The 14,932-nt window shown below is 72.6% G+C and carries 15 protein-coding genes; 5 read left to right on the top strand and 10 right to left on the bottom strand.

Annotation, left to right across the window (positions count from 1 at the left end):
* Window positions 1-362 precede the first annotated feature (362 nt).
* Window positions 363-1,535: a magnesium and cobalt transport protein CorA gene (locus tag ACFYST_RS31660; protein WP_387867331.1), complete on the top strand. Its 1,173-nt coding sequence runs from the start codon at window positions 363-365 to the stop codon at window positions 1,533-1,535.
* A gap of 122 nt (window positions 1,536-1,657) precedes the next feature.
* Window positions 1,658-1,807, top strand: coding sequence for a hypothetical protein (locus tag ACFYST_RS31655; RefSeq protein WP_387867329.1), 150 nt, complete (start codon window positions 1,658-1,660; stop codon window positions 1,805-1,807).
* Window positions 1,808-2,054: 247 nt separating this feature from the next.
* Here the strand turns inward: ACFYST_RS31655 and ACFYST_RS31650 are convergent, their stop codons facing one another.
* The 5 genes from ACFYST_RS31650 to ACFYST_RS31630 all read right to left on the bottom strand — a co-directional run bounded on the left by ACFYST_RS31650 (window position 2,055) and on the right by ACFYST_RS31630 (window position 7,750).
* Complete coding sequence (locus ACFYST_RS31650) at window positions 2,055-2,774, bottom strand: sigma 54 modulation/S30EA ribosomal C-terminal domain-containing protein (protein WP_387867327.1); 720 nt, start codon at window positions 2,772-2,774, stop codon at window positions 2,055-2,057.
* Window positions 2,775-2,804: 30 nt separating this feature from the next.
* On the bottom strand, window positions 2,805-3,332 hold the full coding sequence (locus tag ACFYST_RS31645) for a hypothetical protein (protein ID WP_387649016.1): 528 nt from the start codon (window positions 3,330-3,332) through the stop codon (window positions 2,805-2,807).
* A gap of 133 nt (window positions 3,333-3,465) precedes the next feature.
* Window positions 3,466-5,226, bottom strand: a complete 1,761-nt coding sequence (ctaD, locus tag ACFYST_RS31640) for a cytochrome c oxidase subunit I (RefSeq protein WP_387867324.1) — start codon at window positions 5,224-5,226, stop codon at window positions 3,466-3,468.
* 572 nt (window positions 5,227-5,798) lie between these two features.
* Complete coding sequence (locus ACFYST_RS31635; protein WP_387867322.1) at window positions 5,799-6,212, bottom strand: hypothetical protein; 414 nt, start codon at window positions 6,210-6,212, stop codon at window positions 5,799-5,801.
* A 233-nt stretch (window positions 6,213-6,445) separates the two neighbouring features.
* Window positions 6,446-7,750 (bottom strand): globin domain-containing protein, encoded by a 1,305-nt coding sequence (locus tag ACFYST_RS31630; protein ID WP_387649025.1) that lies wholly within the window; start codon window positions 7,748-7,750, stop codon window positions 6,446-6,448.
* A 219-nt stretch (window positions 7,751-7,969) separates the two neighbouring features.
* Between ACFYST_RS31630 and ACFYST_RS31625 the strand changes: the two genes are divergently transcribed.
* On the top strand, window positions 7,970-8,332 hold the full coding sequence (locus ACFYST_RS31625) for a hypothetical protein (protein ID WP_387649027.1): 363 nt from the start codon (window positions 7,970-7,972) through the stop codon (window positions 8,330-8,332).
* Window positions 8,333-8,449: 117 nt separating this feature from the next.
* On the opposite strand, the gene ACFYST_RS31620 is transcribed toward ACFYST_RS31625, so the two are convergent.
* On the bottom strand, window positions 8,450-9,670 hold the full coding sequence (locus tag ACFYST_RS31620; protein WP_387867320.1) for a glycosyltransferase: 1,221 nt from the start codon (window positions 9,668-9,670) through the stop codon (window positions 8,450-8,452).
* Window positions 9,671-9,677: 7 nt separating this feature from the next.
* The gene (locus ACFYST_RS31615; protein ID WP_387867319.1) at window positions 9,678-10,469 is read right to left on the bottom strand and encodes a MerR family transcriptional regulator; all 792 of its coding nucleotides are present in this window, start codon (window positions 10,467-10,469) and stop codon (window positions 9,678-9,680) included.
* 511 nt (window positions 10,470-10,980) lie between these two features.
* On the opposite strand from ACFYST_RS31615, the gene ACFYST_RS31610 reads away from it, so the two are divergent.
* Together ACFYST_RS31610 and ACFYST_RS31605 are read left to right on the top strand one after the other, a co-directional pair.
* A complete protein-coding gene (locus tag ACFYST_RS31610; RefSeq protein ID WP_387867318.1) occupies window positions 10,981-11,220 on the top strand; it encodes a hypothetical protein in 240 nt (79 codons plus the stop codon).
* Window positions 11,221-11,384: 164 nt separating this feature from the next.
* On the top strand, window positions 11,385-12,026 hold the full coding sequence (locus tag ACFYST_RS31605; RefSeq protein WP_387867316.1) for a restriction endonuclease: 642 nt from the start codon (window positions 11,385-11,387) through the stop codon (window positions 12,024-12,026).
* A 94-nt stretch (window positions 12,027-12,120) separates the two neighbouring features.
* Here the strand turns inward: ACFYST_RS31605 and ACFYST_RS31600 are convergent, their stop codons facing one another.
* From ACFYST_RS31600 to ACFYST_RS31590, 3 genes are all read right to left on the bottom strand, one after another.
* Window positions 12,121-12,627: an EF-hand domain-containing protein gene (locus tag ACFYST_RS31600; protein WP_387867314.1), complete on the bottom strand. Its 507-nt coding sequence runs from the start codon at window positions 12,625-12,627 to the stop codon at window positions 12,121-12,123.
* 51 nt (window positions 12,628-12,678) lie between these two features.
* Window positions 12,679-13,233, bottom strand: coding sequence for a hypothetical protein (locus ACFYST_RS31595; RefSeq protein ID WP_387867312.1), 555 nt, complete (start codon window positions 13,231-13,233; stop codon window positions 12,679-12,681).
* A gap of 340 nt (window positions 13,234-13,573) precedes the next feature.
* Window positions 13,574-14,683 (bottom strand): hypothetical protein, encoded by a 1,110-nt coding sequence (locus ACFYST_RS31590; protein ID WP_387867310.1) that lies wholly within the window; start codon window positions 14,681-14,683, stop codon window positions 13,574-13,576.
* Window positions 14,684-14,932: the final 249 nt, after the last annotated feature.

Genomic DNA, 14,932 nt, shown 5'->3' with positions numbered 1-14,932 from the left:
GCACACCACCCGCACGGCCCGGACACGCACCCGCGTGGCCGGGCCGCGGCATGCCTGGCGGAGCCCACGACGTCCCCCGGGGCCGGAGGGCGGGGGAACGCGGGGCTAGACTGGCGGCGGTCGCGACGCCAGGGTGCGTCCGGAGTGTGAGGAGGTGAGAGCCGTGGAGTGCAGTAGTCCGGGTCGAAGTCGGCCCCGCTCCGGGAAGTTCTCACCCGCTCCCGGCCCCCGGACCCTCCGTCCACGCACCGCCCGCTGAACGCCCCGCGTTCCCCGGCCCTGCCACGCGGACGGACCACCGGGGCCGGCCGTCGCCCCCCGTGCGGGGTGTGACGGACCCAGACCCGTGGAGGTACCCCGCCATGTCCGACTGGCGTGTGCGCGCCGTGCGCGCAGGCAAGCGACCGTTCGGCCGCAGCCCCCGGCTCGTCTCCGACCACTCCGTGGCCCCCGAGCACTCGATGGACCCGCGCTCCGACCAGAACACCGACGACCGCGAGCCCGCCACCGCGGAACGCTCCGTGGTCGACGCCGCCGTCTACCGCGACGGCCGCCGAATAGAGTCCCCCGCGAGCCTCGCCGAGATCTACCGCGACCTCCCCGGCAAGCCCGGCACCATGGCCTGGATCGGCCTCTACCGCCCCGCCGAAGCCCAACTCGTCGAAGCCGCCGAGAAGTTCGACCTCCACGAACTGGCCCTCGAGGACGCCATCGTCGCCCACCAGCGCCCCAAGCTGGAACGCTACGGCGACACCCTCTTCGTCGTGCTGCGCGCCGCCCGCTACCTCGACGACGTCGAAGAAGTCGACTTCGGCGAGATCCACCTCTTCGTTGGCCCCGACTTCGTGGTCACCGTCCGGCACTCCCAGTCGCCCGACCTCTCGAGGATCCGCGGCCGCCTCGAAGCCGACCCCGACCTGCTCGCCCTCGGCCCCGAAGCCGTCCTCTACGCCGTCCTGGACGCCGTCGTCGACGGCTACGCCCCCGTCATCGCCGGCCTCCAGCACGACATCGACGAAATCGAGACCGAAGTCTTCGGCGGCGACCCCCGCGTCTCCCGCCGCATCTACGAACTCTCCCGCGAAGTCATCGAACTCCAGCGCGCCACCGGCCCCCTCCTGGAAATCATGCGCGCCCTCGAAGCCGGCTTCCAGAAGTACGGCACCGACGAAGAACTCCAGCGCTACCTCCGCGACGTCGCCGACCACGCCACCTACGCCGCCGAACGCGTCGACGGCTTCCGCCAGATGCTCCAGAACATCCTCACCGTCAACGCCACCCTGGTCTCCCAGCGCCAGAACGAGGAAATGAAGCAACTCGCCGAAGCCGGCCACGTCCAGAACGACGAGATCAAGAAGATCTCCTCCTGGGCCGCCATCCTCTTCGCCCCCACCCTCATCGGCACCGTCTACGGCATGAACTTCGACGAAATGCCCGAACTCCACTGGGCCTTCGGCTACCCGTTCGCGATCGGCCTGATGGGTGTGGTCTGCGGGAGCCTCTACCTGATCTTCAAGAAGCGCAACTGGCTGTAGCCGCGGCGGCGGTCATCGCGGCCGACGACAGGAAACGGGCGGACAAGAACGAGGACCCGCTGCGCCGTAAACCGCTCCTCGCGCCACTGGCCCCCGCGGAGTCCGGGGACCTGACCGTCGCCATGTGGGATGTCCTGCACACCCTGGCGTCGGTGACCGCGCTGTCGGAGAAGGGTGCGGGGCGGGGGCTGGCGGAGCACTGGGGCGCACTCAACTACAACCAGGCGCTCGGCGTCGGCGGGCAGGTTCAACTGCTCGGCCCCGGCCAGTAGGGTCCAGTCCGGGCAGTACTGGACGTGGAGTTGGCGGGCGACGGGGGAGTGGCGGACGGCGTGGGGGTGCCGGGGGCCGGCCACGAGTTCGGCGCACGTACAGGGCGATCCGTCCGGGGCCGGCGGCGGCCTGGATCACTCGGTGTGAGGTTGGGCCCGTGCGGACGCGCTGGACCGTCACCCGCTGCTTCATCGATCTCCCCCGAGGTGCTGGCAGATCGGACTGTAGTGGGTGACAGCCGGGTTTTCAGGCCGGGACGACCAGGGCCAGGTGGCCGTCGAGGCGGCGGTAGAGGAGGCGGCCGCGGCGGGTGGTGGGGTCGGTGAAGAAGAGGTAGGGGAGTTCGGCGGTGGTGAGGCGGGTGGCGGCCTGGGCGGCGGTGAGGGGTGGGGCGGGGTGGGGGCTGAGGGTGAGGGGGGTGGCGGGGTGGGTCGGGGGTGCGGCGGGGAGGGTGCGGGCCAGGCGGTAGCCGGTGGGGCCGACGCGGTGGACGACGGCGTCGGTCTCGGTGGCCGGGTCGGTGAAGAGGTGGATGTCGTAGTCCATGGCGTCCAGGGTGCGGACCGCCGCGTCGGGTGAACACCACACCAGCGGGGCCGACTTGATCCGGACGATGCGCTCGGTGCCGGTGGCCGGGACGCCGATCGCGCGGTCGTTTTCGGAGGGCCAGGGCCGGGGCCGCCAGCTGGAGGAGACGGTGCGGATGCGCCGGCTCAGCTCCTCGGCGAGCCGGTCGGCGGCGTCGCCGATGGTGCGTGCGGCCAGTTGGACCCGGACCCGGCGCCCGTCGACCTCGGCGTTGACCTGGGCGAGCACCCGTCCCGGCGCGCCGGCCAGGCGGATCCGGACGGCTTCGACCAGTGCGGAGGCGTCCCGCGCGACGGCGTTGACCCGGGCCCGGGCGAGGGCGGCCGCCTCGCCCGGCAGGCCGGCCGGGTGCGGGGTGATCGACTCGGCGACGTCCATGGCTGTGCTTCCTCCGGGGGGAGAAGGGGTTCAGTGCGGGCGGGTGCGGTTCAGGGCGACCAGCAGGATCAGCAGGCACAGGCCGACCGACCCGGCGACGGTCACCACCGCGGAGCCGGCCGGCCCGGGGCGTCCCGCCAGCAGGGTCGCGGCGGCGGTCGCGGCGGCGATCGCGAGTCCGCCGGTCACCCAGCCGACGGTGGCGGCGGAGGGGCGCACGCCGCGGACGGTCGGCAGGTCGTACGGCAGGCTGCCCCAGGCGCGGTCCTGTTCGCGCCGGTCGGCGCTCCTCTCGGCTGCGGCGAGGACCCGCAGCGCCGCACCCGACAGGGCGCCGGTGAGGGCCGCCCCGAGCGGGACGTGCCAGCTGAGCGGGGTGGTGAGCAGGATCGCGGCGGCGGCCAGTCCGGACCACCAGAGCAGGCAGCCGGTGGCGGCGAGGCGGGCGGCGCGCGGGCGGTCCGCGCCGGCCCGGAGGTCGAGCAGCGCGGGCAGGTACCAGGCGCTGCCGGCGGCGGTGAGTGCGGCGGTGCCGAGGGCCAGGACGGGGTGGGCCATGGCGGGTCCTCCAGAGCTGAGGGGTGCCGTCCCCGCCCCGCCCGTGCCGGGAGATACGGCGGGGCGGGGACGGCGGTTGTGGGTCCGCCGGCCCGGGAGCGGGGGCCGACGGGGGTTGCAACGGTCAGAACGGTCAGTCCTCGGAGGAGGACGCGGCGAGCTTGCGGCGGTCGCGCTCCGAGAGGGAGAGCTTGGCCGGGGTGACGTCGCCGAGGTGCGGAGCCGGCTTGCCGTGGTTCTCGATGTAGTCGAGCGCGGCGATCTCCGGGTGGTGCAGGTCGAACGCCGGGGACTCCGAGCGGATCTTCGGCAGCTTGCTGAAGTTGTGCCGCGGCGGCGGGCAGGAGGTCGCCCACTCGAGCGAACGGCCCCAGCCCCACGGGTCGTCGACGTTGACCTTCTCGCCGTACTTGGCGGTCTTCCACACGTTGTAGATGAACGGGAGGATCGACAGGCCGAGCAGGAACGAGCCGATGGTGGAGATCATGTTGAGCGTGGTGAAGCCGTCCGCGGCCAGGTAGTCGGCGTAGCGGCGCGGCATGCCCTGGGCGCCCAGCCAGTGCTGGACCAGGAAGGTGAGGTGGAAGCCGATGGTGAGCGTCCAGAAGGTGATCTTGCCGAGGCGTTCGTCCAGCATCTTGCCGGTGAACTTCGGCCACCAGAAGTGGAAGCCGGCGAACATCGCGTACACCACGGTGCCGAACAGCGTGTAGTGGAAGTGCGCGACCACGAAGTACGAGTCGGAGACGTGGAAGTCCAGCACCGGCGCGGCCAGCAGCACGCCCGTCAGACCGCCGAACAGGAAGGTGACGAGGAAGCCCGTCGCCCACAGCATCGGTGTCTCGAAGGACAGTGAGCCCTTCCACATGGTGCCGACCCAGTTGAAGAACTTCACACCGGTCGGGACCGCGATCAGGAAGGTCATGAACGAGAAGAACGGCAACAGCACCTGGCCGGTGACGTACATGTGGTGCGCCCACACCGTCACCGACAGGCCGGCGATCGCGATGGTGGCGGCGATCAGGCCCGAGTAGCCGAACATCGGCTTGCGGCTGAACACCGGGACGACCTCCGAGACGATGCCGAAGAACGGCAGCGCCAGGATGTACACCTCGGGGTGGCCGAAGAACCAGAACAGGTGCTGCCACAGCATCGGCCCGCCGTTCATCGGGTCGAAGACGTGCGACCCGAACTTGCGGTCCATCTCCAGGGCGAGCAGCGCGGCCGCCAGCACCGGGAAGACCATCAGCACGAGCAGCGAGGTCAGCAGCACGTTCCAGGCGAAGATCGACATCCGGAACATCGTCATGCCGGGCGCGCGCATGCAGATGATCGTGGTGATGAAGTTGACCGCGCCGAGCACGCTGCCGAAGCCGCTGAACGCCACACCCATGATCCACATGTCGGCGCCGACGCCGGGGGAGTGGATGGCGTCGGACAGCGGCGCGTAGGCGAACCAGCCGAAGTCGGCCGCGCCCTGCGGGGTGAGGAAGCCGGCCGCCGCGATCAGCGAGCCGAACATGAACATCCAGTACGACAGCATGTTCAGCCGCGGGAACGCCACGTCGGGCGCGCCGATCTGCAGCGGCATGATCCAGTTCGCGAAACCGGTGAACAGCGGCATCGCGAACAGCAGCAGCATGACCGAGCCATGCATGGTGAACGCCTGGTTGAACTGCTCGTTGGAGAGGATCTGCGTCCCCGGGCGGGCCAGCTCCGCCCGCATCACCAACGCCAGCACGCCGCCGATCAGGAAGAACGCGAATGCGCTTACCAGATACATCGTGCCGATCGTCTTGTGATCGGTTGTGGTGAGCATCCGCACTATCGCGCTGCCCGGTGTGCGTCGTGGAGCGGACTCAGCCGTCCCTCGACTCGCCTCGATGGCAGCCATCGGCCGCCCTCCTTCGTCCTTGCCGAACCTGGTGGCGCCACCGCCCGACGGGCCGTCACCCGCCATGACAGGAGACGGACGACGCGACGCCCGCGACCGGGCGGCGGCGCAATGCCGGACCACCCGGTCCACGGGGTGCTTCCGGGGAGTGGAGCACCTTCGCCGAGCGGCGGCGCTCCATGCTCGTTCGTGGGCGGGTCCGGGCCCCAGGGCCGATGGTCCCGCCCCTGGCGGCCCGACGTCCCCGGTCCACGGGCCCCTCCGAGCCGAACGGCCCGGGGGCGGGAGGGACTGACGGACCACCAGGGACCACCAGATCAGGGGCCGGGCGGGCGTGAATGTGCGGCGCCATCGGCACAGCGGGGACGCGGACGGGGCGCAGCGGGGACGCGGACGGGGCGCAGCGGGGACGCGGACGGGGCGTCGAGGGGACGTGGGAGGGGCGCCGGGTGGTGCTGCGGGGACGCGAACGGGCGCCGGGTGGTGCTGCGGGGACGCGAACGGGCGTCGCAGGGACGCCCGTTGGGTGCGCAGGGGTGCGGACTGTGTGCCGCAGGAGGGTGGACGGGCCGTCAGGCCGCGACGGGGTGGTGGTGGCTGTGGCGGGCGTCCGCGCCGTGCAGCGTGCGCAGGCCGGCCATCAGCAGCGCCGGGTCCTGACGCAGCCACAGCCGGACCGCCGCGCCCAGCGCCTCGCACGGGGTGCGCGGGCGGACGCCGCTCAGCTCCGTCATCCGGTCGGTCAGCGCGGGCAGCAGCTCGGCCAGCTCCGGCGGCAGCCACACCGTCACCGCGCAGGGCGCGAACCGCCGCAGCTCGTCGGCGAGTTGGGGCGTGCCGCCGGTGAGCACGAAGGGCAGTACGTCCAGCAGGGCGTCCGACACCACCTCGGACACGTCGCCGCGGTGTCCGTGTGCCAGACGCCGTAGCAGCGTCCGGTCCTGGGTGGTGAGTCGGACAGCCAGCATGACCTCGTCGGTTTCCATCGCTCGGCCTCTCCGGGCACCCACGCCCAACCCGACCGCCCCGCCGAATGCGGGCCGGACACAGACAACGCTGACCTGTTGACCTGGGTGTCACTGTCCCCAAGTCGGAAACGGCGGGGGAAGGGCCGAACGGCCCCGTCCGCCGGGGCCTGACGGCGGGCCGACCCGCCAATGGCCCGCCTTTGGACCGCCTTCCGGCCGCCTTCCGGTCGCCTTCCGGCCGCCCCGGGCCGTCAGTGCTCGGCGCGGGTCACCCCGTCGTAGCGGATCCGCTCGTCCGGGACACCCGCGTCCAGCAGCAGCGAACGCGCCACGGCGACCATCCGCGGCGGGCCGCTGAGCAGCGCCAGCCCCGGCACGCTCTGGTGGCCGCGGAGCATGGCCGCCAGTCCCTCCAGGTCTGGGCCGAGCACCGGGGTCAGCTCCAACCAGGAACGGTTGGCGGCGAGTTCGACCAGCGACGGCCAGTCGTACAGCTCCTCCCGGCCGCGCGCCGCGACCACCAGCCGCACCCGGCGGCCGCGGGCCCGGTGTGCCGCCGCGAACTCCTCCGCCAGCGCCTTCATCGGCGCCAGGCCCGTCCCGCCGCCGACCATCAGCACGTCGCCGTGCAGGTCCGCCCCGTCGAAGTCCAGCGAGAGCGAGCCGCGCGGCGGCCCCACCCGGACCTGGTCGCCGACACCCGTGCCCTCCACCAGTGCCGCGCTCAGCCCGCCCGGCGAGGTCCGGCGAACGTGGAACTCCAGCACCCGGTCCTCGCGCGGCGCGCACGCCACCGAGTACGGCCGCCAACTGTGCGGCAGCAACGGCGACTCCAGCGCCGCGTACTGCCCCGCCCGGTACGGGTACGGCTCGCCGGTGCGCACCCGCAGCACCGCCAGGTCCGGGCGGCGCCGCTCGTGGCCGACCACCTCGCCGTGCCAGAACGGCGGCTCGGTGGCCGCGCCCTCCGCGCCCGCGACCATCGCCGCCACCGCGAACCGCAGCATCCGCGTCCAGGCCTCCTCGACCTGCACCGTCCAGGCGCGCCCGCCGCGCACCCGCAGCGCGGTGATCAGCGACTCCTCGAACGCCTCATAGTGCGCCGGCCACACCCCGAGCTTGCGGTGGTCCGCGCCCAGCGCCCGCAGCCTGGCGTCGAGTTCGACGGGACGGTCGAGGTGGTCGATCAGGTGCTGGAACATGTGCCCCAGGTGCTGGCGCTGGAACTCCATCGACTCCGGGAACAGCCGCCGCAGGAACGGCCGCCGGACGAACATCGCGTCGTACAGCACCTCGATCAGTGCGTCGAACGGCAGCAGCGGCGCCAGGTGGCTCACGATCAGGTCCCGGTCCCCGGGCTCCGGAAGCTGCACAGCCGGCCGCCGCGGGCCGGATGACTGTCCGGTCGGGGAGAGGATGCTGCGGCGCAATCGCATCGCGTGGTGGCGGGCGAGCAGGCGATCGTACTCCGGGCTGAAAGCGTCCTCGTCGTGGGAGCCGATGGGGGTGGGGGTGAGGGTGGCGGTGCGCGGAGCGCCGCTGCTGGTGTACTCCATGAACGTCAGGTTAACCACCCGCGAAGATGAGTTGATCATGGACTGTTCGGCCGCCCGGAGGAGGGACGTTCGGCCCTTGACCTGGTGTGATGCCTGCTGTCGAGGGGTTGTCGACGGGCTCGCCGCGGACGGTGCGGCGGGCCGTGGGGTGGGCTGTGGGGCGGTGGCGGTGGCGGGCGGTTCGGCCCGGGGGCTCGGGGGTGTCCTACGCTGGACAGCATGTCGAACCCCGATGGGCTGCTCGTCGAGATCGCCGCGATGGTCGAATCCGAGCACAGCAACCAGATGTCCCTCACGGTGGTCGTCCCAGGCGCCGTGATCACCGGCAGGCTCGCCCCTGTGGCCCTGTGGTGGGAACGCGTGGCCGACGTCCTCCAGGCCTCCGACCACCTGAAGCCCTTTGCCGCCCTCTTCGCCCCACCCGCCGAAGCCCCGCCGGCCCGCCCCACCCACCTCCACCTGCACCGCGCGAGGATCCTCCAGGGCGACTTCGGCCTCCCGCACACCGGCGGCATGTACCGCATCGCGATCGGCGACATCAGCGCCTGGTCGGTCGGAGACCTCAGCTACTCCGACGCCTGAGCGCGACCGGCACGGCCCCGCCGTGAACGTCCGTCCCGCGGTGGTGAATTGAGGCGTCCTGCCGGGCCGGATTCCGTCCCGCCCCCGGCGCCTTCTGCCGGGTCACCGGGGGCACGTTCAGGCGGCGGCTCGGGCCAGTCGGCCGACCAGGTCGACCACGCGGGCCGCGCCGTCCTCGTTCGCCATCCGGTCGGCTGCCGCTGCCGCATGTGCGCGGTGGGAGGGTTCGGTGACCGCCAGGCGGATCGCGGCGGCGAGGCGGTCCGCCGTGAGACCGGCGAACGGGATCGGGGCCACCGCGGCGCCGATTGCCGTCAACCGGCGGGCCCAGAACGGCTGATCGGCCGTCACCGGGACGGGGACCGAGGGTGCTCCGGCGCGGAGCGTCGCCGCTGCGGTGCCCGCGCCCGCGTGGTGGACGACGGCTGCCATCCGGGGGAAGAGCGCGGCGTGGTCGAGTCGGCCCACCGTGAGGACGTCGTCCGCGTCCGCCGTCAGGCCCGCCCAGCCGGCCTGGAGGACGCCCCGCCGGCCCGCCGTGCGCAGCGCCTCCACCGCGAGGCGGCCCAGGCGCTCGCCCTGGCCCGCGCCCATGCTGCCGAATCCGATGAACACCGGGGCCGGGCCGGCCGCGAGGAACTCCTCTACTACGGAGGGGAGTTCACCGGTGGGGGCCGGCCACCAGTTGCCCACCACCTCCAGCCCCGGCCGCCAGTCCGCCGGGCGGCGGACCAGCGCGGTGCTGAACCCGTGCAGCGCCGGCCACTGCTCGCGGACCAGCCTGCGGCGCATCGCCGCCCCGGAGAGCGGCGGCAGGTCGAGCCGGGCCCGCAGCTCCGCCACGGCGTCCCGGTGCAGCCGGTCGACCACCCCCAGCGCGGCCCGTCCCGCCGCCCGGTTCCCCCACCGTCCGAGCGACCTGGTGCCGCCCACCACCGGCCCGAACTCCCCCGTGGGCTCCACCGGTTGGAGGTACACGCCCGCACTGGCCGCCCCCAGCGCCTCCGCCACGTGCCACCCCAGCGGCGCCGTCGACGTGGACAGCAGCAGCACGTCCGCCCCCGGCTCGGCCACCTCCGCGATCCCGCGCCCGAGCTCCCCGACGAACTCCTTCGCCCGGCGCAGCATCCCACCCCGGCCCTGCCCGCCCCGGCCCTGCCCGCCCTGGGGGTCACCCGGCAGCGGCCGGAACTCCAGCCCGCACCCCTCCACCATCGTCCGGTAGTTGTCGTGCGTCGCCAGCGCGACCTCGTGCCCCGCCTCCGCCAGCCGGACGCCGAGGCCCGTGTACGGTGCGACGTCGCCGTGCGAACCCGCCGCCGTGATCAGAATGCGCATCTGTGCTTCAACCCTCCATGATGCGACGGGCGTTGGCCTCGATCGCGGCGTGCAGGAACTGCGCCAGCCCGGGCAGCTGCTCGGACGGCGGGACGAGCATCGCGAACGCCCGCGGATCGGTCAGGTAGTCGCCCGCGATCATCCGGTGCGACTCCGGCGGACACGCCGTGAACCACCGCTCCACATGCGCCCGGTGCTGCTCCGCGAGATCCATCGCCCGCTCACCCCCGGCCGGCTGGCCGTCCTCGAACGCGACGATCAACTCCCGCCGCCACGCGGCCGATTCGGCCATCAGCTGCCGCCAGTCCTCCTTGCTGTGCCGGGCCGCCCGCTCCATCGACTCCCGCTGCCGCGCACTGTCCGCCCACTTCAGCTGCGCGTCCGTCGCATAGCTCAGATCCCAGCGAACCTCACCGAAGATGTCGAACCGCTCCTCCGGCGAGAGCCGCACGCCCGTCCGTTCCATCTCGATGGCCTGCTCGGCGACTTCCACCATTCGCTGCAACTTGGCTATCTGTTCATTGAGTTGACGGTGCCGTTCGCGCAGCGGGCCGAGTGCGGTGGCTTGCGGGTCGGTCAGGATGCTGCGGATCTCCTCCACCGGGAAGTCGAGCTCCCGGTAGAACAGAATCTGCTGGAGCCGCGCCAAATCCCGGTCGTTGTACAGCCGATATCCTGCCGCACTCCGCTCACTCGGCGAAAGCAATCCTTCCCGGTCGTAATAGTGCAAAGTCCGCACCGTTATCCCCGCGAATCCCGCCACCTGCCCCACCGAATAACTCGCGCCGCGCTCAGTCACACCCGTCTCCTCTCGCGCACCCCCATGCTGAACCCTGACGCCAGGAGAGGGTCAACCCGGGACCGGTCGCCGCAGTCACCTGGCTCGGGGGCTCTACTGATCGCGCGCCAACCCGTCGGCCCCGCAAGCCCCTTTCGGAGGGTGCGCGGCTGCGGTGCAGGCCGGTGACGTACCCGCGTTCAGGAGCGTGGCGTGCCAGCCACGATCCGCGTCCTCCGCACCGGTGTGTCGTCCCCGACTCCGAAGCCGGGTAGCTCGGTCGGGCGAGCCGGGCGCGCGGCGCGGCCGGTGACGGGGCAGCGGCGGGTACGGTCCGGCCGTGACCACCTACCCCGCTCCCACCGCTCCCACTGCTCCCACCGCTCCCGCCGATCGACCGCACCGCGGTATCTGGGCCTGGCTGGCAACCGGCATCGCCACCGCGGCAGCGGCGGCGGTGTGGGCCTGCCTCGTCGCCGGGCTCGCCCCCGGCCTTCGTGCCACGGGATTCGGTCCCGTGGAGGCCTGGGCCGTGACCGCGGTCCTGCCGGCCCTCGCCGCTTTCGCCGTCCGCCAGCGGCTGCTGCTGGTCCCCGTCGGTGTGCTGACGGTCGTGCTGCACCACCATGCCTGGCATCAGCAGCAGGGCCCTGAGTTCGGCTGGGGCTGGTTCCCCGCGCTGGGCGAATCCTCCTGCGTGCTGTTCCTCGGCGTCGCGCTGCCGTGGATGGTCCACCTGCTCCCGGCGCTCTCACGCGCCGAGCAGAACTGACGGTCCGTCGCCCAAGCGGCTTCCGTCGCCGGCCGTTCGGCCGCTGACCGCCTCGATCCGGCCAACCCGCCTGCACTCCCGGCCGGTTGGGCCTGAATCCGACCGCAGGAAGCCGCTACCCCCTTACGATCACCGCCAGCAGCCTGGTCCGGAGGGGGAGCATCGTGGCACGCAGGCCCGCCCGTCGCCGCCGTCGCAGTGCGGCCCGCCGCGCGCAGGCCCGCAACCACGGCATCGTCCTGTTCACCCTCACGACCGCCGCGGTCGTTCTGGCCGTGCTCCTGCTCGGCTGGCTCCTCCACCACCTGATGCTCCTGCTCTGCCTGCTCGCCGCCGCCCTGGCCGTCGCGGTGGTGGTGGTGCGCGGCCGGGTGGCGGCGTCGAGGCGGGAGCACGAGGGGCAGGTCGCGCAACTGCGGCACATCGGGGCGTTCCTGTCGATGGGGCCGAAGGAGTTCGAGCACGCGCTGGCGGTGCTGTGCCGGCGCGACGGCTGCACCGAGGTCACCGTCGTCGGCGGCGCCGGCGACCTTGCCGCCGACGTCCTGGCGACCACCCCGGCCGGGCAGCGAATCCTCATCCAGGCCAAGCGGTACGGGCCGAAGACGCTTGTCGGCTCCCAGGACGTGCAGAAGGTCAACGGCACCTACCGTGATGTCCACCGCTGCGACCTCGCACTGGTCGTCACGACCAGCACCTTCACCAAGGCCGCCGCCGCGTTCTGCGCCCAGGTCGGGATCCGCGCTGTTGACCGCCGGGCCCTGGCGCTGTGGGCGGAAGGAACCGGCCGACCGCCGTGGGGCTGATCCCTCCGCCCGGGCCGGGTCGACCAGCCCGCCGCGCTCCGGCGGCTGCCTTCCGTGATCGTCCGCCGGCGCCGAACGTGCCGGGGGCGGGCGGTCAGTACAGGGAGTCGCCCATGGGGGAGCCGTCGCCGGTGACGTAGGCGCGGATCGAGGCCAGGTACTCGTCGCGGCCGACCAGGCCGTCCGCGTCGGTGTCCAGGGCGTCGAAGGCGGCGTCGGCGTGGTCGGGCCGGTTGCCGAGGGCCTGGCGGAGCGCCGTGAATTCGGAGCGTCGCAGGGCGCCGTCCTGGTCCGCGTCGGCGAGGTCGAACAGGGCGGCGAGGGCGTGGCGGCACACGTGGTCGAACTTGTCCGCGTCCACCCAGGCGTCGTACTCGGCGAAGGTCATGACGCCGTCGCCGTTGGCGTCCATCGCGGCCCAGGCGCGTTCGCCCGCCGCGAGGGCGGCGAGGACCAGGGGGTCGTCCGGCGTCCGGCCGGTGGCCCGGCGGGCTCGTTCGATGCGGACGAAGTAGTCGTGCCGGGAGGCGGTTCCGTCGCCGTCGGTGTCGAGCATCGCGTAGACGCGGGCCTTGGGGCTGGTGAGTTGGGCCGGGAGCATGTCGGGTCGTCCTTCGTGGTGCGGGCGTCGAGGGGTCGTTCAGGAGCCGTTTCAGTGGGTGAGGCGGAGTACGAGCGTCGAGTCGAGCGCGGTTTCGCCGGCCGGGGTGCCGCAGCCGGCGCCGTAGCTGGTGCCCACCGCCTTGAGGGTGTCGCCCGCGAACTCCGCGCTGTCGCCGGTGACTTCGCCGCTGACGACCAGTGAGGCGGTGCCGTTCACCTTCACGACGTCGGTCTTGTCGAACTTGAAGGTGGAGGTGGTCTTGTCGCTCCAGTGGACGGTCGTGGTGGAGGTGTCCCCGTGCTCGTCGCCGGTGCACTCCGTGGCCGGCATGGTGACGGTCCGTTCGAAGGCGCCGGAGGCCACGGGCGCGCCGGCGGGATCCACGCAGGTCACGGTCCCCGTCATCGCCAGTGTGTCGGGGACCGGAAGGTTGGTGCCGCCGGCATCGACAGCGCCGGTGAAGACCCCGTGGCCGCGGAGGACGCACGTGGCATCGGTGGTGGGTGTGGCGGAGTAGGCGCGGGCGGAGGTGTCGACGATCAGCGGCAGCGTGGCGAGCAGTGGGGCGGAGGCCAGCAGGGTGCCGCGGAAAGCGGTCTTCATGAGGGTGCTCTCCCGTTTGTCCCGGTTCGGGTGGTGATGGATCCGTAGGACAACGAGCTTCAGGAGCACCGGTTTCGGGTATTCCGCCGCACGGATGAATCGAGGGGCCGGCGGGTACTGGGCAGCACACCGCACGTGCGGCGCTGCGCGGCGACGAGGAGTTGAGCCGGTCTCGTAGGAGGGGAGAGCCTGGGCCGGGCGTCAACTCCGGTGTGATTGTGAACCTTTGGCCGGCCCGACCGTTGGGCGGCCACCAGGTGTCGGCCAGTGGGCGGTTCGGTGGGCGGGCACAGGGCTGCCCGGCGGTGCCGGAGTGCCTGCGCCCGCCTGGTGGGGGGGCTTACACGAATGTCATGTTGGCGCCGATGGTGACGTTCGGTCCGGCCGTGACCCAGGGGTCGGGGTGCGGGCCGCGGACGGGGCCGAAGTGGATGGGGACGGGGCCGGTGGTGCCGCAGGCCGGGTAGCCGTCGACGTCGGAGACGGCCACCGAGCTGCCGGGGGTGGAGAAGCCGGACGTGCTGATGGCCTGGGTGCTCTGCCACAGGCCGGTGGTGGAGAGGTGGGCGAGGGTGATGGTGCCGTCGGTGGCGACGTAACCGACTGCCGTGCCGGCGGCGTTCCTGGCGGCGGAGAGGGTGGCGCCGTCGGGGACGGCGGCGGTGGTGAGGGGCTGGAGGGGGCCGGCGAGGCCGCCTGCGGTGTTGACCGTGGCCTGGTTGAGGCGTCCGTCGCGGCCGGCGAAGAACACCGAGACGGTGCCCGAACCGGTGCCGGGGACAACGGCTATACCGGCGCCGGGGCGGGCGCTGTTGGGCGGGGCGATGGTGTAGGTGGAGAGGCCGCCGGTGGCCTGGGACGTCCAGCCGACGGTCACGGCGCCGGTGTCGCCGACGGTGAAGATTCCGGCGCGTCCGGCGATGGCGAAGGACGCGGCCTCGGAGGACGGAAAGCCTGCCGGGGCGGGGAGTTGACGCCAGTCGAGGTTGAATCCGGTGCAGGCGTCGGAGAACGTCATGACCGTCGGCGCGGGCGCTGCCGACGGGCCGGTCCAGGCGGTGGTGACCAGGGTGATCTGGGTGCCCTCCCAGGCGGCGGTGATGCGTCCGCCGGGCTGGGCCGTGGCCGGGCCGCTGATCGCGAACGGCTCGGAGCCCGGGTAGTCGCCGCAGTACTCGTACAGCGAGCCGTCCGTCGCGGTGAAGTAGACGATGGGCCGGTGGCCGGTCACCCGGACCGCCGCCACCCGGGCGCCGGGCGGGGCGAGCGAGTCCGATCCCTGCCGCGTGGCGGTGGTCCAGCTGCCGCCGCCGCTGCCGTCCGCGTACAGGTAGCTCCACAGGCCGCCGTCGTCGCCGATGTAGTACGCCTCGGCGATGCCGGTGACCGCCGCCGCGCGCGGAACGGGTCCGGCAAGCAGGGTGGTGGCGGCCAGGAGCAGGAGGGTCAATAAGGCCCGTAGCCGCTGTGCGACCGGTCTGCGGGAGGTGATCTCGGGCATCGCGCTTCCTCTCCAACTGAGTTGTGAGCCACGTAGTTTGACAGTGCATCGGCAGTGCTTCCAGGGGGCGGACGAGGCGGGCTTGCCGCAGGGTGGAAGGCCGGGATCCAGCGGGTCTGTGGGACTGCGCCGGTTGGGTCATGGGGGCGCACCCGTCGCTGCCGACGGCAGGCCGGGCGAGTTCCTGGCGACGCTCGA

The organism is Kitasatospora sp. NPDC004614 (genome assembly GCF_042873675.1).
Lineage (GTDB): Bacteria > Actinomycetota > Actinomycetes > Streptomycetales > Streptomycetaceae > Kitasatospora.
Note: the sequence above shows the minus strand (reverse complement) of the source record. Positions and strands in the feature narration are given on the sequence as shown.

Excerpts from the sequence above, each read along its gene's own strand:
- ACFYST_RS31660 (WP_387867331.1), top strand. The coding sequence starts at position 363 with ATGTCCGACTGGCGTGTGCGCGCCGTGCGCGCAGGCAAGCGACCGTTC.
- ACFYST_RS31655 (WP_387867329.1), top strand. The coding sequence starts at position 1,658 with ATGTGGGATGTCCTGCACACCCTGGCGTCGGTGACCGCGCTGTCGGAG.
- ACFYST_RS31650 (WP_387867327.1), bottom strand. The coding sequence starts at position 2,774 with ATGGACGTCGCCGAGTCGATCACCCCGCACCCGGCCGGCCTGCCGGGC.
- ACFYST_RS31645 (WP_387649016.1), bottom strand. The coding sequence starts at position 3,332 with ATGGCCCACCCCGTCCTGGCCCTCGGCACCGCCGCACTCACCGCCGCC.
- ctaD (WP_387867324.1), bottom strand. The coding sequence starts at position 5,226 with ATGGCTGCCATCGAGGCGAGTCGAGGGACGGCTGAGTCCGCTCCACGA.
- ACFYST_RS31635 (WP_387867322.1), bottom strand. The coding sequence starts at position 6,212 with ATGGAAACCGACGAGGTCATGCTGGCTGTCCGACTCACCACCCAGGAC.
- ACFYST_RS31630 (WP_387649025.1), bottom strand. The coding sequence starts at position 7,750 with ATGGAGTACACCAGCAGCGGCGCTCCGCGCACCGCCACCCTCACCCCC.
- ACFYST_RS31625 (WP_387649027.1), top strand. The coding sequence starts at position 7,970 with ATGTCGAACCCCGATGGGCTGCTCGTCGAGATCGCCGCGATGGTCGAA.
- ACFYST_RS31620 (WP_387867320.1), bottom strand. The coding sequence starts at position 9,670 with ATGCGCATTCTGATCACGGCGGCGGGTTCGCACGGCGACGTCGCACCG.
- ACFYST_RS31600 (WP_387867314.1), bottom strand. The coding sequence starts at position 12,627 with ATGCTCCCGGCCCAACTCACCAGCCCCAAGGCCCGCGTCTACGCGATG.
- ACFYST_RS31595 (WP_387867312.1), bottom strand. The coding sequence starts at position 13,233 with ATGAAGACCGCTTTCCGCGGCACCCTGCTGGCCTCCGCCCCACTGCTC.